The 23,173-nt window shown below is 63.4% G+C and carries 19 protein-coding genes; 11 read left to right on the forward strand and 8 right to left on the reverse strand.

Annotation, left to right across the window (positions count from 1 at the left end):
- Nucleotides 1-43: 43 nt before the first annotated feature.
- The 3 genes from AB7951_RS07305 (at nt 44) to ppc (ending at nt 4,976) form a co-directional block, all read left to right on the forward strand.
- A complete protein-coding gene (locus AB7951_RS07305; RefSeq protein ID WP_439061789.1) occupies nt 44-1,030 on the forward strand; it encodes a tripartite tricarboxylate transporter substrate binding protein in 987 nt (328 codons plus the stop codon).
- 5 nt (nt 1,031-1,035) lie between these two features.
- The gene (locus AB7951_RS07310; RefSeq protein WP_439061788.1) at nt 1,036-1,959 is read left to right on the forward strand and encodes an NAD(P)-dependent oxidoreductase; all 924 of its coding nucleotides are present in this window, start codon (nt 1,036-1,038) and stop codon (nt 1,957-1,959) included.
- A 239-nt stretch (nt 1,960-2,198) separates the two neighbouring features.
- A complete protein-coding gene (gene ppc, locus AB7951_RS07315) occupies nt 2,199-4,976 on the forward strand; it encodes a phosphoenolpyruvate carboxylase (RefSeq protein WP_439062674.1) in 2,778 nt (925 codons plus the stop codon).
- Nucleotides 4,977-5,163: 187 nt separating this feature from the next.
- Here the strand turns inward: ppc and AB7951_RS07320 are convergent, their stop codons facing one another.
- Complete coding sequence (locus tag AB7951_RS07320; protein ID WP_120291273.1) at nt 5,164-6,282, reverse strand: SMP-30/gluconolactonase/LRE family protein; 1,119 nt, start codon at nt 6,280-6,282, stop codon at nt 5,164-5,166.
- A gap of 307 nt (nt 6,283-6,589) precedes the next feature.
- Here AB7951_RS07320 and AB7951_RS07325 point away from each other — a divergent pair, with 307 nt between their 5' ends.
- Nucleotides 6,590-7,822 carry a tetratricopeptide repeat protein gene (locus tag AB7951_RS07325; RefSeq protein WP_158596835.1) on the forward strand — a complete coding sequence of 411 codons (1,233 nt, stop codon included), beginning with the start codon at nt 6,590-6,592 and terminating at the stop codon, nt 7,820-7,822.
- A gap of 55 nt (nt 7,823-7,877) precedes the next feature.
- Here the strand turns inward: AB7951_RS07325 and AB7951_RS07330 are convergent, their stop codons facing one another.
- The 4 genes from AB7951_RS07330 to AB7951_RS07345 all read right to left on the reverse strand — a co-directional run bounded on the left by AB7951_RS07330 (nt 7,878) and on the right by AB7951_RS07345 (nt 12,044).
- Nucleotides 7,878-9,179 carry an MFS transporter gene (locus AB7951_RS07330; protein WP_120291269.1) on the reverse strand — a complete coding sequence of 434 codons (1,302 nt, stop codon included), beginning with the start codon at nt 9,177-9,179 and terminating at the stop codon, nt 7,878-7,880.
- 235 nt (nt 9,180-9,414) lie between these two features.
- A complete protein-coding gene (locus tag AB7951_RS07335) occupies nt 9,415-10,338 on the reverse strand; it encodes an SDR family NAD(P)-dependent oxidoreductase (protein WP_120291267.1) in 924 nt (307 codons plus the stop codon).
- Between the two features lie 148 nt (nt 10,339-10,486).
- Nucleotides 10,487-11,626, reverse strand: coding sequence for a thiolase C-terminal domain-containing protein (locus AB7951_RS07340; RefSeq protein WP_120291265.1), 1,140 nt, complete (start codon nt 11,624-11,626; stop codon nt 10,487-10,489).
- Between the two features lie 4 nt (nt 11,627-11,630).
- Nucleotides 11,631-12,044 (reverse strand): Zn-ribbon domain-containing OB-fold protein, encoded by a 414-nt coding sequence (locus tag AB7951_RS07345; RefSeq protein ID WP_120291263.1) that lies wholly within the window; start codon nt 12,042-12,044, stop codon nt 11,631-11,633.
- Nucleotides 12,045-12,258: 214 nt separating this feature from the next.
- Here AB7951_RS07345 and AB7951_RS07350 point away from each other — a divergent pair, with 214 nt between their 5' ends.
- The 7 genes from AB7951_RS07350 (at nt 12,259) to AB7951_RS07380 (ending at nt 19,363) form a co-directional block, all read left to right on the forward strand.
- Nucleotides 12,259-12,591, forward strand: a complete 333-nt coding sequence (locus tag AB7951_RS07350) for an AtuA-related protein (protein ID WP_068735784.1) — start codon at nt 12,259-12,261, stop codon at nt 12,589-12,591.
- Between the two features lie 40 nt (nt 12,592-12,631).
- On the forward strand, nt 12,632-13,996 hold the full coding sequence (locus tag AB7951_RS07355; RefSeq protein ID WP_120291261.1) for an amidase: 1,365 nt from the start codon (nt 12,632-12,634) through the stop codon (nt 13,994-13,996).
- Nucleotides 13,997-14,166: 170 nt separating this feature from the next.
- A complete protein-coding gene (locus AB7951_RS07360; protein WP_120291259.1) occupies nt 14,167-14,856 on the forward strand; it encodes a DUF2848 domain-containing protein in 690 nt (229 codons plus the stop codon).
- A gap of 259 nt (nt 14,857-15,115) precedes the next feature.
- On the forward strand, nt 15,116-15,862 hold the full coding sequence (locus tag AB7951_RS07365; RefSeq protein ID WP_120291257.1) for a 2OG-Fe(II) oxygenase: 747 nt from the start codon (nt 15,116-15,118) through the stop codon (nt 15,860-15,862).
- A 21-nt stretch (nt 15,863-15,883) separates the two neighbouring features.
- Complete coding sequence (gene alkB, locus AB7951_RS07370; RefSeq protein WP_439061787.1) at nt 15,884-16,534, forward strand: DNA oxidative demethylase AlkB; 651 nt, start codon at nt 15,884-15,886, stop codon at nt 16,532-16,534.
- Nucleotides 16,535-16,790: 256 nt separating this feature from the next.
- Nucleotides 16,791-18,035: an MFS transporter gene (locus AB7951_RS07375; protein WP_120291255.1), complete on the forward strand. Its 1,245-nt coding sequence runs from the start codon at nt 16,791-16,793 to the stop codon at nt 18,033-18,035.
- A gap of 110 nt (nt 18,036-18,145) precedes the next feature.
- Entirely contained in the window at nt 18,146-19,363 is a 1,218-nt protein-coding gene (locus AB7951_RS07380) for an ABC transporter substrate-binding protein (RefSeq protein ID WP_120291253.1), read from the forward strand.
- A gap of 236 nt (nt 19,364-19,599) precedes the next feature.
- Here the strand turns inward: AB7951_RS07380 and AB7951_RS07385 are convergent, their stop codons facing one another.
- The 3 genes from AB7951_RS07385 to hpaD are packed head-to-tail and all read right to left on the reverse strand — an operon-like array spanning nt 19,600 to nt 23,125.
- Entirely contained in the window at nt 19,600-21,228 is a 1,629-nt protein-coding gene (locus AB7951_RS07385; RefSeq protein WP_120291251.1) for a thiamine pyrophosphate-dependent enzyme, read from the reverse strand.
- Nucleotides 21,229-21,243: 15 nt separating this feature from the next.
- The gene (locus AB7951_RS07390; protein ID WP_120291249.1) at nt 21,244-22,113 is read right to left on the reverse strand and encodes a fumarylacetoacetate hydrolase family protein; all 870 of its coding nucleotides are present in this window, start codon (nt 22,111-22,113) and stop codon (nt 21,244-21,246) included.
- A 28-nt stretch (nt 22,114-22,141) separates the two neighbouring features.
- Complete coding sequence (gene hpaD, locus AB7951_RS07395) at nt 22,142-23,125, reverse strand: 3,4-dihydroxyphenylacetate 2,3-dioxygenase (protein ID WP_441255719.1); 984 nt, start codon at nt 23,123-23,125, stop codon at nt 22,142-22,144.
- Between the last annotated feature and the right edge of the window lie 48 nt (nt 23,126-23,173).

A 23,173-nucleotide genomic window follows, 5' to 3' on the forward strand; every position in this document is an offset into this window, starting at 1 on the left:
GACACGAGATTGTTGCGCGATATTACAAGAGGAACGACAACCCATGCCCGTGTCTTTGCCTGCGCCCATGAAACTGGCCATCGCCACGGCGGCTGCGCTGCTGTCTTTCGCCAGCCCGTCGCTGTACGCCCAGACCTTTCCGAGCAAGCAGGTGACGATCCTCGTGCCTTATGCGGCCGGCGGCGCGGTCGATGTGCTGGCGCGGACCTTTGCGCAGTCGCTGTCGAAGACCTGGGGCCAGCAGCCCGTGGTGGACAACCGTCCGGGCGCCGGCGGCATCATCGCCTCGCAGGCGCTCGCGAAGTCGCCGCCCGATGGCTACACGCTGATCCTTGTCGCGTCGGGCCATCCGCTTAATCAGTTCTTCTATCCGAAGCTGCCCTACGACACGTTCAAGGATTTCACCGCGATCAGCGAAGTCGCCTATTCGCCGCTGGCCATCGTGGTGTCGAAGGACAATCCGGCCAAGAATCTGCAAGAGCTGCTGGCGCAAGCGAAAGCCAAGCCGGACTCTTTGTCCTACGGCATGTCGGGCAATGGCACCTCGGCGCATCTCGCCGGCGAATTGTTGAACCACATGGCCGGCACCAAGATCGTCTCGATCCCCTACAAGGGCGGTGCGCCGGCGCTCACGGCCGTCATTGCTGGCGATATTCCCATGAGCATCAATCCGCTGCCCGAGATCGTCGGCCAGCTCGAAGGCGGCGCGGTGCGTGCCGTGGCGGTGACGACGGCGACGCGCTCGGCGGCGCTGCCCAATGTGCCGACGGTCGCCGAATCCGGCGTCGCCGGTTATGATACCGCGGTGTGGTGGGGATTCCTCGGACCTGCCGGCATGCCGGCCGATGTCGTGGCGAAGATCCATGCGGATCTGGTGACGGCGCTGAAGGATCCGGTGGTGCTGGCGGCGCTGAAGAAGATCGATGCCACGCCGGTCGGTTCCTCGCCCGCCGACTTCGACAAATTCATGCATGCCGAAGCGGACAAATGGGGGCCGGTGCTGAAGGCGGCAAACATCAAGGTCCAGTAAGCAATATGACTGAACGTTCGAACCAGTGGCACGTCGGCCTGATCGGTTATGGCGAAGTCGGGCGCATTCTCGCGGAAGACCTGCGCAAGCAGGATATCCGCGTCAGCGCCTATGATCTCAAGCTCGACGGGGCAGATGCCGGGGCGCTCTGCGACCACGCCGAGACCCATGGTGTCACGCTCGCATCTTCGCATGCCGATCTCGCCTCACGCGCGGATTTCATCGTCTGTGCGGTGACCGCAAGCCAGACAGTGCCAGCCGCGCAGGCCTGTGTGCCCGGTCTGAAGCCGCAGGCATGGTTTCTCGATTTCAACTCGGCATCTCCCGGCGCGAAGCAACGTGCGGCCGTGTTGATCGATGGCGCCGGTGGGCGCTATGTCGAGGGCGCGGTCATGACCTCGATCCCGCCATACCGCATCAGGGTGCCGCTGCTGCTCGGCGGCACCGGCGCGCGCGATCTCGCGCCGCTGCTCAATGCCATCGGCTTCGATGCGAAAGTCGCCAGCGACAAGCTCGGCGTCGCCTCGGCTACCAAGATGTGCCGCAGCATCATGATCAAGGGCCTTGAGGCCATGGTGATCGAGAGCTTTACGACCGCGCGCGCCTATGGCGTCGAGGACGCGGTGATCGCCTCGCTGGTCGAGACGTTTCCGAGCATCGACTGGGAGAAGCAGGGCGCCTATTTCTTCCAACGTGTCATCGAGCACGGCCGCCGCCGCAGCGAGGAAGTGCGCGAGGTCGCCGAGACCGTCCGTGAGATCGGGCTCGCGCCATGGTCGGCCGAAGGCACGGCCGAGCGGCAGGGCTGGGTCGCGGATCTCGCCGATGACGGGCTGTTCGGCACCAAGGGCGAGGCGGGTTTCGCGCGCAGCGCCGACTGGCGCACCGAGGCGGATCGCATTCTCGGCAAGGTCAAGCCGAAGGGCTGAGTTCCGCGATTTATGGCGTCGTACCCGCGCAGGCGGGGACCATACACACCGAGGCTATAGTTGAAGCGGGATCGCCGCGGCTCTGCCGTCTATATTTCTTTGTCGGAGGTTATGGGTCCCCGCCTTCGCGGGGACGACACCTGAGGAGGCGTCGTCCATCCCCCCAACTTCGTCTTGCGTCGCAGCATGACTTGCGACCAAATGGGGCGCCGGCAACTTCCTGGAGCGTCCTTGTGTCCCTGACCCTGTCCACCGAAGAACCCGCATCCCAGCGCGGTGACGATCCTGCTCACCAGGAGGCCGATGCCCGGCTGCGCGAGGACATCCGGCTGCTCGGCCGCATCCTTGGCGACACCGTGCGCGATCAGGAAGGCGAAGCGGTATTCGCCCTGGTCGAAAACATCCGTCAGACCTCGGTCCGTTTTCACCGCGACGAGGACAAGCTGGCGCGGCGTGAACTCGAAGCCATTCTTGACGGCATGTCGATCGCCGAGACCGTGCGCATCGTTCGCGCCTACAGCTATTTCTCCCATCTCGCCAATATAGCGGAGGACCAGAACAACATCCGCCGGATGCGGGCGCAGCGCGCGAATGCGGCTAACGCATCGGGCACGCTGGCCCATGCGGTGAAGCGCGCGCGCGAGGCCGGCATCGATGCCGCGCTGCTCAGCAAGTTCTTCGGACAGGCGCTGATCTCGCCGGTGCTGACCGCGCATCCCACGGAAGTGCGCCGCAAGAGCACCATCGACCGCGAAATGGAAATCGCGGCATTGCTGGACCGGCGCGAGCGCATGCAGCTCACCGCGGAAGAGATTGAGGCCTCCGAGGAACAGTTGCGCCGCGCCGTCGTGACGCTGTGGCAGACCAACCTGCTGCGCCGGAGCAAGCTGACGGTGCTCGACGAGGTCGCCAACGGATTGTCGTTCTACGATTATACGTTTTTGCGCGAAGTGCCGCGGCTGCATTGTGTGCTGGAGGACAGCCTGCGCGCGCAGGGCGGCGCTTCCGAACTCGGCTCGTTCCTGCGCATGGGCAGCTGGATCGGGGGCGACCGCGATGGCAATCCGTTCGTCACGGCAGATGTGATGCGCGGCACCATGATGCTGCAGAGCCGGCGCGCCTTCAGCTTCTATCTCGACGAACTTCACGCGCTGGGCGCAGAGCTGTCGATGGCGGCGCATCTCGCCGATGTTTCCGATGAACTCCGCGCATTAGCCGAACGCTCTCCTGATCCATCGCCGCACCGCGCTGGCGAGCCCTATCGTCTGGCGATCTCCGGCGTCTATGCGCGGATGGCGGCGACGGCCCATGCGCTTGAATTGCCGAACCGCCGCGCGGCCGTGGGCGATGCCCCGGCCTATGCATCAGCGGCGGAATTCAAGGCCGATCTCGACGTGCTCGATCGCTCGCTGATCGCTGATAATTCCGCTGTCATCGCCCGCGGCCGGTTGCGGCAATTGCGCCGCGCAGTGGATTGTTTCGGTTTTTATCTCGCCAGTCTCGACATCCGGCAGAACTCGGCCGTGCATGAGCGCACCGTCGCCGAACTGATCGACGCCGCGATGCCCGGCACGTCCTATCTCGCGCTCGGCGAGGAAGCGCGCATCGCGCTGCTGACGAATGAATTGAAGAACGCGCGGCCGCTCGGCTCGCTGTTCGTCAAATACAGCGACGAGACGCTGGGCGAACTGGCGCTGTTCCGTATGGCGGCGCAGGTTCACGCGAAATTCGGCGCGGCGGCAATCCCCCAATGCATCATCTCCATGTGCAAGGGCGTCTCCGACATGCTCGAAGTCGCAGTGCTGCTGAAGGAGGTCGGGCTCGTCGATTGCTCCGGCCGCAGCGCCATCAATATCGTGCCGTTGTTCGAAACCATCGAGGATCTGCAGGCCTCTGCAGCCATCATGGACCGCATGTTCTCGCTGCATGATTATCGCAAGCTGGTCGACAGCCGCGGCGCGGTGCAGGAAGTCATGCTCGGCTATTCCGACAGCAACAAGGATGGCGGCTTCGTCACTTCCGGCTGGGAACTGTACAAGGCCGAGATCGAGCTCATCGAAGTGTTCGAACGGCATCACATCCGGCTCAGGCTGTTCCACGGCCGCGGCGGCTCTGTGGGCCGCGGCGGCGGCCCGAGCCACGATGCGATCCTGGCACAGCCCGGCGGCGCGGTGGATGGGCAGATCCGCATCACCGAACAGGGCGAGATCATCTCCAGCAAATATTCCAACGCCGAGGTCGGCCGCAACAATCTGGAAATCCTCGCCGCTGCAACGCTGGAAGCAAGCCTGCTGGCGCCAAAGCACAGCGCGCCGCGCCGCGAATATCTCGAAGCCATGGAGGAGATTTCCGAACTGGCCTTCAAGGCCTATCGCGGGCTGGTCTATGAGACCGAGGGCTTTGTCGATTACTTCTGGGAATCCACCGTCATCAACGAGATCTCGACGCTGAACATCGGCAGCCGTCCGGCCTCGCGCAAGAAGACCCGCGCCATCGAGGACCTGCGCGCCATTCCCTGGGTGTTCTCATGGGCGCAGTGCCGCTTGATGCTGCCCGGCTGGTATGGTTTCGGCAGTGCCATCGAGGCGTGGCTCGCCAATCATCCCGACAAGGGCATGGCGTTCCTGCAGGAGATGCACCGCGAATGGCCGTTCTTCCGCACGCTGTTGTCCAACATGGACATGGTGCTGGCCAAGAGCTCCATCGCCATCGCCTCGCGCTATGCTGAGCTCGTCGCCGACCAAAAGCTGCGCGAGACCATCTTTGGCCGCATCCGCGGCGAATGGCATCTGTGCATCGAGACGCTGCTGGATATCATGGAGCAGGAGCGCTTGCTGCAAAACAACCCGCTGCTCGATCGCTCGATCCGCAACCGTTTCCCGTATCTCGATCCGCTCAACCACGTGCAAGTCGAGCTGCTGAAAGAGCACCGTGCGAATAATCCGGACGAGCAGGTGCTGCGCGGGATTCAGCTGACGATCAATGGCATCTCGGCGGGACTCAGGAACAGCGGGTAGTTCTTTCCCTCCCTCCAGCACAGCGAAGCTGTGCGCAGTGGGGAGGGTGGATCGAACGCGCAGCGGTCGAGACGGGTGGGGTGCCTCCGCAAGCACCGTCGCTTAGGAGGCACCCCACCCGTCTGGCCTTCGGCCAGCCACCCTCCCCACTGCGCGGCTTCGCCGCTTGAGGGAGGGAAAGCGTCCCTCAACAGAAATGCGCGCCCTGCGTTTCCACATAGACCGCATAGAGTGACTGGCTCGCGGTCATGAACAGCCGGTTGCGCTTCTTGCCGCCGAAACAGACATTGGCGCAGGTTTCCGGCAGCTTGATCTGGCCGATGCGCTGGCCGTCCGGCGCGAAAATCTGCACGCCGTCATAGCCCTCGCCGACCCAGCCGGCGCCGACCCAGATATTGCCTTCGGTATCGACGCGCAGCCCGTCAGGGAAGCCGGACTTGCCGTCCAGCGTCATGTCGATCAGCGGCTTGCCATTCGAGAGCTTGCCGCCGTCGACGTCGTACTGCCAGACGACATTCTTGGCATTGGGATAATGCGTGATGCCGGTGTCGCAGACATAGAGCTTCTTGTAATCCGGACTGAAGGCGAGCCCGTTCGGCTTGAACGGATCGTCCGCGACCTTGCTGATCTGGCCGCTCGTGGGATCGATGCGATACACCGCTTCCTTCTGGTGCGGCTGCGTGACGCCCGCCGCTGCGCGTTGCCCCTCATAGAGATTGATGGCGCCGTAGCCGGGATCGGTGAACCAGATCGCCTTGTCGACGGGATTGACCACCATGTCGTTCGGCCCGTTCAGCGGCTTGCCGTTGGCCTGTTCGGCGAGCGTCGTGACGCTGCCATTGTGCTCGAAGCGGACAAGGCGCGTGCGCTGCGCGCTGAGCTGGCGGCCCTCTGTGTCGAACGAATTCCCGTTGCTCTCCTCGGATGGATAGCGGAAGCGCTCGGAGATGTGGCCGTCATCGTCGAGATAACGCAACTGGCGATTGGCAGGGATATCGCTCCAGATCAGATACTGACCCTGTGCATTCCACGCCGGTCCCTCCGCCCACAGGCAGCCCGTATAGAGCCGCTTGATGACGGTGTTGCCGACTCTCGCCTTGAAGCGATTGGCGTCGATGACGACGATATCGGGATCGGGATAGCGCTGCGGTTCCGCGCCGCGACCGAAGTTGCGCGCGAGTGCATCAGGTGCGATCAGCGTCGTCGCTACCAATGCAGCGGCGCTGCCTAGGATATTTCTGCGACTGAGTGAGTTGGATATTGCGGCGGGTTGAACTGCGTCGTTCGCGTCGAGCTGAGTTGGCATCGTCGTCCTCCCGGCTTTTCTGGTTTGCTCCAGTTATTGCCAGCAGTCTAAATACCGTTGCGACGGCGATGCTACACAATTCGATGCTGCCGCGCGGTCATGGCGGTGCACAAGCGCGCATCGCAGCGCAGTGAACGTTTTGATAGTTCCACGCGACCAATGGCCAAATCTCTCATACTGATGTGTGGTTCCCATGTCGTCGTTTTGCTGTCACATGCGCGTTGCAGTCGCTTCTGCAGCATTGCTGTTCGCCACATCATTGTCAGCGCACGCGGATAATGGATGTCGCCCGCCGATGGATCAGCGGATGATCGCAGGCTGTAGCGATATCATCGATCGTCCCGGCGCAATGGATGCCGAGCGCTCCGAAGCGCTTCGCCTTCGCGCCATCGGGAACTTCGAACTCGGCCATATGGAGGCGGCGCGCGCGGATTTTACTGCGTTCATCGCACTCAATCCTGATCTTGCGAAAGGCTATGGCGCGCGCGCCATGGTCCACAACCGCCTCGACGAATTCGATCTGGCTATCGCGGATGCTAACAAGGCGATCGCCCTCGATCCCACTTACGCCTCGGGCTTCGGCTCGCGGGCGAGCGCCTATGAATCCAAGGGCGATTTCGTGCGGGCGCGCGCCGACTATGACAAGGCGATTCGCCTGCAGCCGGGCAATTCGTCCTACCATCGCGGACGCGGAATGTTGCGCAAGAGATTGGCCGACATCGATGGCGCGATCGCAGATTTCTCGGAAGCCATCCGCGTCGATCCGAAAGACTATGCGGCGTTCGCATTGCGCGGTAACAGCCGTGCCGCCAAGAAAGACTTTAGCAAGGCGCTGGCCGATTACGACGCTGCGCTGCAGATCAAGCCCGGCGACACCTATGCCCACCGTGGTCGCGCTGACGTCAGGATTCGACGGGGCGACAATGACGGCGCGATCGCGGATTTCGACGTCGTTCTGGCCGGCGATCCGAACGACGTCGGCGCCCATGTTGACCGCGGCATCGCCTTTGCGCGCAAGGGCGATTTTGCCGGCGCGATCCCGGACCTGGACGCGGCGCTAAAGCTGAGGCCGGACGATCCCGACACCCGTAACCGGCGATCGCATATGAACTTCATCCAGGGACATTTCGCCGAGGCTGCCGCCGACTTCGGCGATGTGGTCGAGAAGACGCCGCAATACGAACTGGGCAAGCTGCTGCGCTACATCGCGCGGGCGCGTAGCGGCGATTACGATATTGGCGAGCTGAAGCGCAACACCGACACGCTCGATCGGAAGGGCTGGCCGTGGCCGATGGTGGCGCTCTATCTCGGCCAGATGACCCGCGACGAGATGCTCGCCAAAATGAAGAACATGCCGCTCGACGACGACTTCGGCCCTTGCGGCGTGTCGTTCTATCTCGGTCAGTATCTGATGGTGAAGCGCAAGCCGCAGGAGGCGCTGCCCTATCTGAAACAGGCCGCCGAGGTGTGCCGGGGCGACGGCGAATTCGAGCGCGACGCCGCCCGCAACGAACTCAAGCGGCAGCAGGCGTCGAACTGACAAACAAAAGGGGCAGCGCCAGCGCTGCCCCTTTGAGATCGTCATGCGAGCGCGCTCAAACCTCGTGCTTGTCTGACACGAAGATCGCGATGAGTGTGATCACCGCGGCGGCGAGCACGTAATAGCCGATGTAAGCGAGCCCATAATTCGCCTGCAGCCAGGTGGCGATATAAGGCGCCAGCGAGGCACCGAAGATGCTCGCCAGATTGAACGTCATCGACGCGCCGGTATAGCGCACGGTGGTCGGGAACGGTGCCGCGAGTGCGGCGCCGATCAGGCCGTAATTGATGCCGAAGATCGCCAGGCCGATCAGCGCGAAGGCATAGATGCCCGCCACGCCGCCTGACAGCAGCGGCGCCAGGAAGAACGAGAACACGATCACCATCAGGCAATTGGCGATCAGCAGCGTGCGGCGACCGATCTTGTCGGCGAGCAGGCCAGCCAGAATGTTGGTGGTGCCGAAGGCGATGGCGCCGGCGATCTGCACCTTGAGCGCATCGAGCAGCGACATCTTCGCGATACCGACATTGTAGGACAGCAGATAGGCGGTACAGACATAGAAGAACACGAAGGTCATCAGACCGACCAGCGTGCCGAGCACGAGGCTGCGCTTGTGCTTGCGCAGCAGCTCCATGCTGGGGACGGCAACGCGCTCAGCCTTCTCGATGGCCTTCTGGAATTCCGGCGTCTCGGTGATCGACAGGCGCACCCACAGGCCGATGGCGATCAGCACGATGGAGGCGAGGAACGGCACGCGCCACGCCCAGCTCAGGAACGTTTCCGGCGAGACGAAGTGCAGCAGAATGAAGAACGTGCCGGACGACAGGAACAGGCCGAGCGGCGCACCGAGCTGCGGGAACATGGCGTACCAGTTGCGCTTGCCTTCCGGTGCATTCTCGGTGGCGAGCAGCACTGCGCCGCCCCATTCACCGCCGAGTCCAAAGCCCTGACCGAAACGGCACAGCACCAGCAGCAGCGGCGCAGCGAGGCCGATCTGCGCATGCGTCGGCAGCAGGCCTATCAGCACGGTCGAGATGCCCATGGTGAGCAATGCTGCGACCAGCGTGGTCTTGCGGCCGACGCGATCGCCGAAATGGCCGAACACGACAGCGCCGAACGGACGCGCAAAGAACGCGATCGAGAACACCGCGAAGGACGCGAGCAGCGCGGCAGTGTCGTTGCCAGCCGGGAAGAACAGTTTTGGAAACACCAGCACCGCGGCGGTGGCGTAGACGTAGAAGTCGAAGAATTCGATTGTGGTGCCGATCAGGCTCGCCAGCAAAACGCGGGCGGGGGAATTCAGCGGCTTGGAATGCGGCATAGCCGCGGAGGGCATCGCGCCCGCGTGATCTGTCATGATGTTCGTCCAGCAAATGCGGTTTCGTCCGCACATGCGTGACGTCAAACCCGTTGATTGCTGGTGACATAGCCGGTCTTGGCCGGCGTTTGAATTCTTTATGACGAAATTAGCGCGATCTCGGGTCAGATAAGACCGCTATGCATAGCTATTTGAGTAATATTGTTTCGTTTTAAATTCTGGGTTGTAGAAATCGGCTCACGGGAGTGATGCTCCCGCGAGCCGATTTAAACGCTTAGACTGGATCCCAGCTGAAGATGTCAGCCGAACGGTCGAGCTTGTAGAAGGACGACTTCAGCGCCGGCATGCCGTGTTCGGCCAAGCTCTGCGGGGTCCAGCCTTCGGCGCGGTGGATGGAGCGCAGCGGGCGCGACTGGCCCATCAGGAAGATCTCGTTCATGCGCGCGGCAAAGATCTGCCCGGAGATTTCCTTGGCGTCGTCGGAGAGCAGATGCGCCACCAGCGGTGCGATCTTTTCCGGACCCATGCGCTGCATGCGCTCGACGCGGGCCTTCTCGGCTTCGGTCTCGGTCGGGATCGAGCCGATCATGCGGCTCCAGGCAAAGGGCGAGACGCAGTTCGAATTGACGCCAAAGCGGCCCATGTCGAGCGCGATCGACTTCGACAGGCCGACGATGCCGAGCTTGGCCGCCGAGTAATTGGCCTGGCCGAAATTGCCGATCAGACCCGAGGTCGAGGTGAAGTGCACGAACGAGCCGGAATTCTGCTCGCGGAAATATCGCGCGGCAGCATGGGATGTATAGAACGAGCCCATCAGATGGACCTTGATCACCATCTCGAACGCATCGATGGACATCTTGTGGAAGATCGCGTCGCGCAGGATGCCTGCATTGTTCACCACGCCGTCGATCTTGCCGTAGGTGTCTACGGCCTGCTTGATGATCTTGCTGGCCGGGATCGCTTCGGCAACCGACTCGAAGTTCGCAACGGCGGTGCCACCGGCTGCTTTGATTTCCTCGACGACCTGCTCGGCCGGAGCCGCGCCATCGCCGCCCGAACCGTCGGTGCCGACGCCGGGATCGTTGACGACAACCTTTGCGCCTTCAGCGGCGCAGAGCAGCGCAATGCCACGGCCGATGCCGCGGCCCGCGCCGGTGACGACGATGACCTTGCCGTCGAGTGATTTGGTAGATGCCATGTGGTTTTCCTTTTGGTGGTGAATTCTGGCGAAATACTCTCAGTCGTCATACGCGGGCTTGACCCGCGTATCCATCTGTCTTCGCAAGATGCTTTTTCCGAAGAAGATGGATTGCCGGGTCAAGCCCGGCAATGACACCGAGTGTGAGTTACTTCTCGTTCGTAAAAATCACCGTGCCCGACGCGGCGAACATGCCGCCGACGCCGTGGCAGACGGAAATCTTCGCGCCCGGCACCTGTGCCGGTGCGATGCCGCGCATCTGGCGCACGCTCTCCTGCAGCGCATACATGCCGTACATGCCGGAATGCATATAGCTGAGGCCGCCGCCATTGGTGTTCATCGGCAGCTTGCCGCCGGGGCGGGTGTTGCCGTCCGCGATGAACTTGCCGGTTTCCTCATGCGGCATGAAGCCGAGATCGCCCAAACCATACAGCGGCAGATGCGCGAAGGCATCGTAGATCATCAGGTGATCGACGTCCTTGTGGGTAATGCCGGCTTCGCGGAACGCGGTCGGTCCGGCCACCGTGAAGGCGCGCGATGAATCGAAGGTCTTCATCTGGCTCACCATCGGCGTTTCCACGCTTTCGCCGGTGCCGAGAATATAGACCGGCTTGTTCGGGAAATCCTTGGCGCGATCCGCCGAGGTCAGGATCAGCGCGCCGCCGCCATCGGTGACGAGGCAGCATTGCAGGATGCGGAACGGATAGGCGATCATCTTCGAGTTCAGCACGTCCTCGACCGTGATCGGCGCCTTCATCATCGCGCGCGGATTCTTCGCGGCCCATTCGCGCTGGAATACGGCGACCGAGGCGATCTGCTCATGGGTGATGCCATGGGTCTTCATGTAGCGCAGCACCGGAATCGGGAACATGCTTGGCGGACCGTAGACGCCATAGGGCGCCTCGAACTGGCCCTGCAGGCTGTCGGCCGGAATCGAGCGCGGCAATTTGCCGATCATCGACTTGCCGGACTCCGCGTGCGTGATCAGAACCGTCTTGCACAGGCCGGCCTCGATCGCCGCGGCCGCGTGGCGAACATGCAGCATGAACGAGCAACCGCCGACGGATGTACCGTCGACCCAGGTCGGGGTGATGCCGAGATAATGCGCGATCTGCTGCGGCGTCTCGACGGCCGTGGCGATGCCGTCGATGTCGGACAGCTTCAGCCCGGCATCCTTGATGGCGTTGAGGGCCGCATCCGCGTGAAGCTGGATCTGCGACATGTTGGGGATGACGCCGAGCTCGGTGGTCTCGGCTGCGCCGACGACGGCGACTGCGTTTCTGCGCATGATCTCAGCCCTTCGCCGGACGGAATACGGGGAGGGTGATGGCGTCGTCGAGCTTCTCGAAGGCGACCTCGAGCTTCATGTCGAGCTCGAGCGCTTCGGGCGTCTGCGGACAATCGATGATGTTGCTCATCAGCCGCGGACCTTCCTCAAGCTCGACCACGGCAATCGCGTAAGGCGGCGTGAAGCCCGGCGCAGCGGGGCGGTGATTGATGACGTAGCTGTAGAGGAAACCCTTGCCCGAGGCCTTGAACACCGAGACCTTGCGCGAGGCGCAGCCTGGGCAGAACGGGCGCGGCGGAAAATACACATTGCTGCAATCGTCGCAGCGCTGCAGGCGGAGTTCGCCGGCTTTGGCGCCGTCCCAATAATGCTGGGTTTCCGGTGTCGGTTTCGGCCGCGCGCGGGCTGGTTCAGCCATGTGTGGTGTTCTCTCCCTTGGACGGGGATTTGGCCCCGTTCGTTGTCCTCTGGATGGACATTCCACATTCCACCGGGGGCGGTCCAGCGCGCGTGCTGCATGGCCGTATCTGCTCACTGCGGGACGACGTGGAATTCAGGTTGAAATGCGTGCGAGGCTTGTCCCGCTGCAACCAGGCAGGGTAGGTAGGTACGGATGGTTCAGGGAGCATGACGTGAAGCTGCGCGAGATCGCCCATTCCCGCACCGGTGACAAAGGCAACATTTCCAACATCTCGGTAATTGCCTTTGACGCAAAGCTATATCCGTTGATAGTATCCCAAGTGACCGCCGCGCGCGTGAAGGCCCTGTTTGCGGGCATCGTCGCGGGCGAGGTGGTCCGCTACGAGCTGCCCAATCTCGCAGCGTTGAACTTCGTGATGGATCAGGCGCTTGGCGGAGGGGTGACGCGATCGCTGGCGCTCGATGCGCATGGCAAATCGCTCAGCTCCGCGCTGCTCGATCTGGAAATCGAGGACACTTTCGGCGATACCGACCGGGCGCCGTGACCACCTGCGGGTCCGGCAAGACACACAGGATGCCGCGACCATGAGCAACGACTTCCACCAGACCGCACCGACCCTCGCCAGCCTGGCCGCCGACCTTGCCGCCGGCCGCGCCACGTCCCGCAAACTGGTCGAAGCCTGTCTGGCCAAAATCGCCGATCCGAACGGCGAGGGCGAGCGCACCTTCATTCACGTCGACAAGGATGCGGCACTCGCCGCCGCCGATGCGATGGATGCGCTGCGCAAGGCCAATGCCGCGCCGTCGCGCTTCGCCGGCATTCCGGTCTCCATCAAGGACCTGTTCGACATCAAGGGTCAGGTGACCCGCGCAGGCTCGCGCGCGCTGGACGATTCCGCGCCGGCCGACGCCGACGCGCCGACCGTCGCGCGCCTGCGCCGTGCCGGCTTCGTGGTGATCGGGCGCACCAACATGGTCGAATTCGCCTATTCGGGCATCGGCACCAATCCGCATTACGGCACCCCGAAAGGCGCGTGGAAGCGCGAGGTCGGCCATGTGCCCGGCGGCTCGTCCTCCGGTGCCGCTGTCTCCGTGCTCGATGGCATGGCGCATGCGGCGTTGGGTACCGACACCGGCGGTTCCTGCCGCATTCCCGCGGCCTTCAACGGCATCGTCGGCTACAAGCCGACGCAGCGCCGCGTGCCGCTCGATGGCGCCGTGCCGCTGTCCTTTACGCTCGACAGCATCGGCCCGCTCGCACGCTCGGTCGCCTGCTGCGCGGCGATGGATGCTGTGCTGGCCGGCGAACCGGAATTTGAGCTCACGCCGCGCCCGATCAAGGGCATGCGCCTTGCTGTACCGACCACCATGGCGATGGACGATCTCGATCCCGTCGTGGCCACCGCTTTCGAACGCGCGCTGAAGAAGCTCGCCGACAAGGGCGCGATCATCGAGCGCATCGAAGTGCCTGAGTTCAACGATATCGCGCCGATGAGCACCAAGGGCGGCTTTACGGCTGCTGAATCCTACGCCTGGCATCGCTATCTCCTGGCCAGCAAGGGCGACGTCTATGATCCCAGAGTCGCGCTGCGCATCCAGCGCGGCGAGACTCAGAACGCCGCCGACTATCTCGATCTGCTGCCGATGCGCCGTTCGCTGATCGCGCGCACCGAAAAGCGCATCGCGCCTTACGATGCGCTGGTGTTGCCGACCTGCGCGATCACGCCGCCGTCGATTGCCGACATGGAAGACGACAAGGTGTTCTCCAAGCAGAACCTGATGGCGCTGCGCAACTGCACGCTGATCAACATGATCGACGGCTGCGCCATCTCGCTGCCGATCCACGCCAAGGATGAAGCGCCCGTCGGCCTGATGCTGGCAGCTGCCGGCGGCTCCGACCGCCGCATCTTCGAACTCGCCGCGGGGATGGAGACGCTCGTTCGTGGCTGATGTTTATTAACCTCTCCCCGCTTGCGGGGAGAGGTCGGCGCGCAGCGCCGGGTGAGGGGGAGCCGGTGTTTCAATCGCTGGCTCCCCCTCACCCCACCCCTCTCCCCGCAGGCGGGGAGAGGGAGCGCGACGCCGGAGCTCACTTTCAATTGCAAGCAAGGAAGAACCATATGACCACCGAGATCGCGTTCACGCTGGACGCAAAAGGCACCAAGACGCCGTTGACGCTCAAGATCACCCAGGGCGTCATCGCCGGCTGGACCGGCCGCGATCCCGTCGCGCGCGATCATCACATCAAGGAACTCGAGGCGCTCGGCATCGCGCCGCCGGCCTCGACGCCGATCTACTACCGCTGCTCGGCCCGCCGCTTCACCACCGACGGCATGATCGAATGCACCGACGAGAATTCATCGGGCGAAGTCGAATTCTGCCTGATCGCGTCGGGCGGCAAGACCTATGTCGGTGTCGGCTCCGACCACACCGACCGCAAGGTCGAGACCTACAACATCACCGTGTCGAAGCAGATGTGCGACAAGCCGATCGCGCCGGTGGTGTGGGAGCTCTCGGAGCTGCTTCCGCATTGGGACCAGATCATCCTGCGCTCCTGGGCCACCATCAAGGGCGAGAAGGTGCTGTATCAGGAAGGCCTGCTGAGCGGCATGTTGCCGGTCGCCGAGCTGATCAAGAAGGGTTTTGGCGGCGACACGCTGCCAGACGGCACCGCCATGTTCGGCGGCACCTTCGCCGCCAAGGGCGGCATCCGCCCGGCCGATCGTTTCGACTACGAGATCGAAGATCCCGTGCTGAAGCGCAAGATCAGCCATGGCTATGACGTGAAGACATTGCCGGTGGTGGGGTAACCACCCGCTCGTCGGCGTCCGACACTCGTCATTCCGGGGCACGCGCGCATTTTCGCGCGCGTGAACCCGGAATCCCGACGTGTTTGGCTCCCGGAGACCCCCATGCCGAGATTCCGGGTTCGCGATCGCCAAGTGGCGCTCGCGCCCCGGAATGACAGTGAGAGGCATCCGGAAATCGGGTGGCTTCACCCGCCCATCTCCTCAAAATGGCCAACAGGCCATGACAACATGATCGCGGTCGGATGACGGAGGCGATGACATGATTTCACTCGCGAAGAAGCGCCCGGAACCCAACGACGTCACGTCGCAAACGCGCATCGTCGCCATCGACTGGCAGCGCATCGGCGCCGAACTTGACGCCCAGGGCTGCGCCGTGTTCGAGAAACTGCTGACCGCCGATGAGTGCCGCGCCCTCGCATCGCTCTATCCCGACGATTCCCGTTTCCGCAGCCGCATCGTCATGGGCCGTCACGGCTTCGGCCGCGGCGAATACAAGTATTTCAATTATCCGCTGCCCGATCCGATCGCGGGCCTGCGTCCGGCGCTCTACGGACCATTGAGCACGATCGCCAATCGCTGGAACGAGGCGATGGGGATCGACGTGCGCTTTCCCGCCGATCACGCCGCGTTTCTCAAGCGCTGCCAAGACGCCGGCCAGACCCGGCCGACGCCGTTGCTGCTGCAATATGAAGCCGGCGACTATAATTGCCTGCATCAGGATCTCTATGGCGAACACGTGTTTCCGTTGCAGGTCGCGATCCTGCTGTCGGCGCCACGTGAGGATTTCACCGGCGGAGAATTCGTGTTGACGGAGCAGCGGCCGCGCATGCAGTCGCGCGCCGAAGTGGTAGACTTGCGGCAGGGCGATGCGGTGGTGTTCGCCGTGCATCATCGCCCGGTTGCCGGCACGCGCGGCAGCTATCGCGTCAATCTGCGCCATGGCGTCAGCCGGGTGAAGTCCGGCCGGCGCCATACGCTCGGGGTGATCTTTCACGATGCGAAGTGACGGGACGACTGAACAACCGCGATGACCGATCTGTTCGCCGATATCAGGGATGACCAGCCTGCGTGTGAAGAGCTCGCCGAGGGCGCGGTGCTGCTGCGCAATTTTTTCGCCACCGAACAGCCAAATGTAATCGCGGCGCTGCGCCTTATGGTGAAGGCGGCGCCGTTCCGCCATCTGGTCACGCCGGGCGGTCACACCATGTCGGTCGCCATGACCAATTGCGGCCGTGTCGGATGGGTGTCTGACGCACGCGGTTATCGCTACGACACCGTCGATCCCGATAGCGGCAAGCCATGGCCCGAAATGCCGGCGCCGTTTCACGATCTCGCCGCACGCGCGGCGGTTCGTGCCGGCTTCGAGGCCTTCGTGCCCGATGCCTGCCTGATCAACCGCTACAAGCCCGGTGCCAAACTTTCGCTGCACCAGGACAAGGACGAGCTCGATCTCGGAGCGCCCATCGTCTCGGTGTCGCTCGGCCTGCCGGCGACCTTCCTGTTCGGCGGTCTCACCCGCAGCGCGCCGCAGAAGCGCTATCGTCTGACCCATGGTGATGTCGTGGTCTGGGGCGGCCTGTCGCGGCTGGCCTATCACGGCGTCACGCCGCTCCCCGACGGCGAGCATCCAGTCATGGGCGGCCAGCGCATCAATCTGACGTTCCGCAAGACGCAGTGACGCGCTGATCTTCCCTCTCCCCCACGCACAGCGAAGCTGTGCAGGGTGGGAGAGGGTGGCTTCGCGCGGCGAAGACGGGAGAGGGGTAGCAGCGGAGCTCCAGCATTACCCCTCATCCGGCACGGCCTTCGGCCGCGCCACTTTCTCCCACCTAGCGAAGCTTCGCTTCGCGCGGGGGAGAAGGGAAGGAAGAGAAGCGTTGAACGCTTTCCTTGGCTGCCGCGACCATTCTATGGTCGGGTGGGGCGAGGGGACCATGAGCGAGCAGGAACGAACCGGCACACAGGCCGCCACCAGCAATGGCGCGGGCGTCTATCTCGCCGTTCTGCAACTGGTCTTCACGCTGGGCTGGGTCACCTATGTGATCTATCTGCCGAAGCTTGTCGCCGATGTCGGCATTGCGCCGACCGTCGTGATTGTCATCCTGATGCTCGATCAGGCGATTTTCACTGTGACCGATACGGCGATGGGTCTGGTCGCTGACAGGATCGCGCGCGTGGTCGGGCGGCTCGGTCTCATTGTCGGCATCCTGACCGCGGTGTCCTGCGCGGCCTTCGTCGCGCTGCCTTTCGTCGCCGGGCAGGGACCGAAGGCGCAAGTCGCGCTCATTGTATTGATCGTGATCTGGTCGGCGACATCCTCCGCCTTGCGCGCGCCGCCGCTGACATTGCTCGGCAAATATGCCGCGCGCCCGTCGCGGCCGTTTCTCGCTGCGCTGGCCATGCTCGGCTATGGCGTCGCCGGTGCGCTGGCGCCCTATCTCGGCGCGACATTGCGCGGCGTCGATCCGCGGCTGCCTTTCGTTGTTGCCGGCGTGGTTTTGCTGATCGTGACGCTGGCGCTGTCGCGCGTCGAGCGGGGCCTCGTGCAGGTCAGCGCCCGTGAGGCAAAGGCTTCGCCGGCGCAAGGCAAGGCGCTCGGCCGCATGCCCATGCTGTTCATCGCTGCCATGGTCATTCTCGCGCTTGGTTTCCAATTGCATTTCAGCATCAACAGCGCGCCGATGTTTCTGCGCTTCGCCAAGCCGGCCGATCTCGAATGGCTGATGCCGATATTCTGGATCGGCTTCAACATTGCGATGTTTCCGGCCAGCGCGGTGGTCAAGCGTCAGGGCGGCATCGTCGTCATTGGCGCCGCCGGATTGCTCGGCGCGCTTGCGGTGATCGGCGCGGAGTTCGCTGCCAATCTCAACATGCTGATCGCGGCGCAGTTCATCGCCGGCGCGGCATGGGGCTGCATGATGATGAGCGCGGTGTCGGCGGCAATGGCGATCGGCGAGACCGGCGCGGAAGGCAAGGTCATCGGTCTCGTCTTCTCGGCGCTCGCGCTCGCGACTTTCGCACGCATGGCTGCGGTCGCCGGCGGATTGCAGAAGCTGCCGGATTATGCGCCGCTGTTGCACTGGGCGCCCATCGCGTGCTGGGCTGTGGCCGGTGCTGGACTACTGGCACTCGCTGCGGTTCGGCTGCAGCGGCGGAGCGCATCGATACCAGTCGTCTGATGCTTTCCGTACGTCGGAATTCGATTTAATCGATCGATTAAATTTCGCTGGCCAAGGCATTCAGCCGCCATTACGCTTTCCTCAATAAAAACCAGAACGAGGAAACGACAATGACCCGAATGGGCATATTGGCTGCCATTGCTGTTGCTTGCCTGAACGGTTCGGCGCTTGCCGAACCCATCACCAAACCTCTCACCATCGCCGTGCTGAACGATAAGAGTTCGGTATTCTCCGATGCCGGCGGCACCGGCAGCGTGGTTGCGGCGCAGCTTGCGATCGACGATGTCGGCGGCAAGGTGCGTGGCCTGCCGGTGAAACTGCTCGGCCCCGATCATCAGAACAAGACCGATATCGGCGTGTCGCTGGCGCGCGATCTCTACGATCAGCAGGGCGTCGATGCGATCTTCGATATCGGCAATTCCGCGATCTCGCTGGCGGTGCAGAACATGGCGCGCGAGCGCGGCAAGGTGCTGGTGCATGTTGGTTCGGCCACGGCCGAGGTGTTCGGCAAGCAATGCGCGCCGACCGCCGCGATGTGGCTCTACGACACCTATTCGCTGGCGCAGGGCATCGCCAAGGCCGTGGTCAAGCAGGGCGGCGATACCTGGTATTTCATCACGGCGGATTATGCATTCGGCATCGCCATGCAGGCGGAAGTCTCGAAAGTGGTGGAAGCTGCCGGCGGCAAGGTCCTCGGTGCGGTGAAGCATCCGGTCGGCACGATGGATTTCTCGTCGTTCCTGCTGCAGGCGCAATCCTCTGGCGCCAAGGTGATCGCGCTCGCCAATGCGTCCGGCGACACTGTCACCAATATCAAGCAGGCGCGCGAATTCCAGATCGGCGAGGGCAAGCAGAAGCTCGCCGTGCTGATCTTCTATCTCACCTCGGTGAAGGCGCTAGGCTCGGAGGCCACGCAAGGCGTGCAGTATCTCGAAGGCTATTACTGGGACAATGACGACAAGAGCCGCGAATTCGGCAAGCGCTTCATGGCCAAGCACGGCAAGATGCCGACCCATGCGCAGGCTGGCGTCTATAGCGCGGTGAAGCATTATCTGCGCGCTGCGGAAGCCGCCAACGAGAATGACGGGTTGAAGGTGATGCGTCAGATGAAGGCGATGCCGGTCGACGACTTCTTCGCGCCGGGCGCCCGCGTGCGCGAGGACGGCCGGCTGATGAACGACATGCTGCTGGCAGAAGTGAAGAAGCCGTCGGAGGTCAAAGGCGAGTGGGACCTGCTCACCATCAAGGGCAAGGTGAAGGCGGAAGACATCATGCGGCCGATCGCGGATGGCGGATGCACGCTGCTGGATCCGCCGGTGAAGCAGTAACGCGCTAACCTCTCCCCGCATTTGCGGGGAGAGGTCGACGCGCCTTTCGATGCGCAGCATCGAGGGGCGCGGCGGGTGAGGGGCATCCACTGCAGTCGCTGCGAACTATTCCTCTCGGATCGCACATCTTCGACCCGACAGGTTGAGCATGTGTCCTCTTTCTTGCCTCGCCCCTCACCCGACCGTCTTCGCTACGCTACGCCGGTCGACCTCTCCCCGCGCAGAGCGGGGAGAGGTTAAGAAGGCTTCTTCGGATGAATGAACGCCCACGGACTGACTTCCGAATCGCGCGGGACGTCGATCGCGATCAGATACGGCCCGCCATCGGCCAGTGCCTTTTCCAGCGCCGGCTTGAACTCCGCCGGTGACGTCACCCTGATAGCACCGACGCCGAAGGATTCCGCGAGCTTGACGAAATCCGGATTGACCAGATCCGCCGCCACCACGCGGCCGTCGAACACCTGCAACTGGTCGCGCCGCACATTGCCATAGGCATTGTTGTTGAACACCAGCGTCACCACGCCGATCTTGAATTGCACAGCCGTCGCCAGTTCCTGCACCGCGAACATGAAGCCGCCGTCGCCGGTGATGGCAACGACGGGCCGGTCCGGATGCGCGACCTTGGCGCCGAGCGCGGTGGGAAAGCCGGAGCCGAGCGTGCCCTGATAGCCCGAGGTGATGAAGGTGCGCGGCTGATAGACGGGAAAGCCGAACCACGAGGTGAAGCCGACCTGCGAGAGCTCGTCGGTGACGATGGCGTTGTCGGGCAGCACGTCGCGCAGGATGTCGAGATAGGCCATCTGCGGCTGGATCGCCTGGATGTCCTTCTGCGCTTTCGCCGAGGCGGCGCGGATCGTCTCGCGGCGGCCCGATGTCTTCGTGTATCCGGCCTTACTCACGGCGGCGACCAGCGCGCGCGTTCCTTCTGTCGCATCGGCAACGATCGGCGCATCGACCGTGAGCCGTCTGAATTCGACGGGATCGATATCGATACGAATAGACTTCAGCCCCTCCGGCCGGAACGGCCAGCGGAACGTGGTCGGCAATTCCATCCGCGAGCCGATGCCGATCATCAGATCGGTCTGCGGCCACAGATTATAGGCGGCGGCCATGGTGAGGCCCAGCTCATGGGCATTGCTGACGATGCCGCGGCCGGAGCGGAACGCGACCACGGGCGCGTCGATCATCTCGGCGAGTGCGAGGATGTCGTCGCCCGCATCCATCGCGCCTGCACCGACGAAGATCATCGGCGCTTTACTCGCCTTGATCAGGGCGGCTGCGGCCTTGATCCGGTCAGGATCGGGCGAGGGCGCGGCGAACGGCTCAAGCGTCGTCGCGGCGGCGGTTTCCGCGCGCTGCGTGAACACGTCCCACGGCATTTCCAGCGCCACAGGACCGCGGCGGCCGGACATCATCTCCCGAAATCCGCGCGCCACTTTTGTCGGCGCGTCCGCGGGATAGTCGATGCGCTCGGCCCATTTCACGAAACTGCGCAGCGTCGCGAGCTGGTCGGGCATCTCATGCAGATGACCGCGGCCTTTTCCAAGATAATCGGACGGCACCTGACCGGTGAGGCACATCACCGGCTCGTTGCAGCCGAAGGCGGTGAGCATCGCCGCGCTGGCATTGAGAATGCCGGGGCCGGGCACCACGCTGAACACGCCGGGCTTACCCGAGGCGCGGGCATAGCCGAACGCCATATAGCCGCAGGCCTGTTCGTGGCGCGCGCCGATGACGTTCAGCTTCGCCTGATGAAAGGCGTCGAACAGGCCATAGACCTGCGCGCCGGGCAGGCCGAAGATCGTGTCGACGCCGTGCGCCTTGAGCCCGCTGACGATGGCTTCGCCACCGGTGAGAACAGTCATGCGTATTCCAATCCGTTAGTGTTCGTCGACGACGCCGTTGCGCAGTGTGCCGATGCCGTCCGCTTTGATCTCGATCACATCGCCAGGGACAAGATAGCGTGGCGGATCGAAGCGCGCACCGGCGCCGGTCGGCGTGCCGGTGACGATCACGTCGCCGGGCACGAGTGTCGTGAAGGTCGAGATATAGCTCAGGAGATAGCGGAAGCCGAACATCAGCCGCGAGGTGCGATCGTCCTGCCGCAGCTCGCCGTTGACATGGGTGGTGAGGCGGATATCGGCGATCTGGCTTTCGTCGCTATAGGGCACGATCCATGGGCCGAGGCTGCCGGTGGCATCGAAGTTCTTGCCTTGGGTGACGTTGAATTTGGCGTGCCGCACCCAGTCGCGGATGGTGCCTTCGTTACAGAGCGTCAGCGCGGCGATGTGATCCAGCGCATCGCCCTCGGCGATGTGGCGCCCGGCCTTACCGATCACCAGCACGACTTCGCCTTCATAGTCGAGCTGCCTCGATACGCGCGGGCGCACCAGCGGCGCCTCATGTCCGACGAAGGAGCGCGGCGTGCGCATGAACATCGAAGGATATTTCGGCGCGTCCTGACCGTCCTTGTATTCGGCATTGCGGTCCGGATAGTTGACGCCGATGCAGATGATCTTTTCCGGGGCCGGGATCGGCGGCTGCCAGGTGATGGCGTCCAATGCGAAATCGGCGGGCTGATTGGCCGCGGCATCGGCGAGGCGATGCAAGGCGCCATGCGCGATGGCTTCACGCAGCGTCGGATAATCCCCGCCGTAGCGCGCGGATAGATCGACGATCCCATCGTCAGTGACGGCGCCGTATTTCAGGGCTCCGTTGACGGTGAAGGTGGCGAGGCGGGAGTAGGTCATCGCGCGTGTTCCTCACACTCTATTGTCATCAATCCGCAATCGTCACATCCGCCACGAAAGCCGGCTCACGCACGGCCTGCCCATTGAACGGCGAGCCTTGTTCAAACCACGAGCGCGGGGCAGGCGCGCCCCAAAGAGTCTGCCGGCGTGGGTCCTTCAGCGACCAGCGCAGCGGCTCGTGGTCGGTGTCCATGGTCTGGTAGTCTGACGTGTAGAGTTCGAGGCGATGGCCGTCGGGATCGCGCACATAGAGGAAGAACGCATTGGAGATGCCGTGGCGGCCGGGGCCACGCTCCAGGTTCTTCAGATAGCCCGATGACGCCATCACGTCGCAGAGATGCAGGATGTTCATCGCGGTCGGCACCCAATAGGCGAAGTGGTGCAGCCGCGGCCCCTCGCCATTGGTGATGGCGAAGTCGTGCACATTGCCCTTGCGATGCATCCAGGCGGCGGCGATGCGGCCATTGTCGCCGTCTTCTTCGCCATATTCGGTCAGCCGGAAGCCGAGCCGCGCATAGAAGTCGACGGTGTCCTGCACCTCGGCGGCGAAGACGTTGAAATGATCGAGCCGCTGCGGATGGCAACCCTTGTAAAGATCGAAGCGGCGGAGCAGATGCGGGCGCTTCTCCATGGTCGCATAGAGTTCGATCTGGAAGCCGAACGGATCGGTGACATGCATCGTGCGGCCCTGGAACGGGCGCTCGACGAAGGAATAGACGATGCCGTTGGCGGCGAACCAGGCGGCGGCCTTGTCGAGATCGCTCTCGCTGGCGACGCGGAAGCCCAGCCGATGGCACGCCGATGTTGCTGCCTTGCGCAGCACCAGGGAGTGATGCTGGTGCTCTTCCACGGCACGCAGATAGACGGTCTCGCTGTCGGCATCCTCGACATGCAGGCCGACGGCATTCGCATAGAAGTCGCGGCTGGCCTTGAGATCGACGACATCCAGCACGACGTGGCTGGAGCGCAGGATATTGAAGGGCGGATCGAACACGTGGGTCGGCACGGGCATGGGCGTTTCCTGCGTTTTTATCTCGTCATTCCGGGTTCGCGTGCGTAA

Source organism: Tardiphaga sp. 285_C5_N1_2, from assembly GCF_052076065.1.
Taxonomy (GTDB): domain Bacteria; phylum Pseudomonadota; class Alphaproteobacteria; order Rhizobiales; family Xanthobacteraceae; genus Tardiphaga; species Tardiphaga robiniae.